The organism is Ochrobactrum sp. SFR4 (assembly GCF_019730395.1).
GTDB lineage: Bacteria > Pseudomonadota > Alphaproteobacteria > Rhizobiales > Rhizobiaceae > Pseudochrobactrum.
This window is the reverse complement of record NZ_JAAPBB010001158.1, coordinates 1-246: the sequence shown is the minus strand read 5'-3', so window position 1 is coordinate 246 and position 246 is coordinate 1. Positions and strand designations below refer to the sequence as shown.

General features: G+C 47.6%; 1 protein-coding gene. It reads left to right on the top strand.

Features of this window, described 5'->3' with window-relative positions:
* A partial coding sequence (locus HBA93_RS22680) for an extracellular solute-binding protein (protein ID WP_221724736.1) occupies positions 1 to 246 on the top strand: 246 nt, incomplete at both ends.

Sequence of the window (246 nt, the reverse complement as noted above, 5' to 3'; positions counted from 1 at the left end):
TGAAGGTGCAGTTCTGCCGGTTGCAGACGTGCTGGAAAAAGGTGGCTTCAAGTTCGATAAAGCGAAATACCTTGCCGGTATCACCGCTTATTATTCGAAGCCGGACGGCACCATGCTGTCTTTCCCGTATAATTCTTCTTCGCCAATCCTCTACTACAACAAAGATGCTTTCAAAAAAGCCGGTCTCGATCCGGAAGTAGCGCCAAAGACATGGCCTGAAGTTTTTGAAGCTGCCCGCAAAATTAA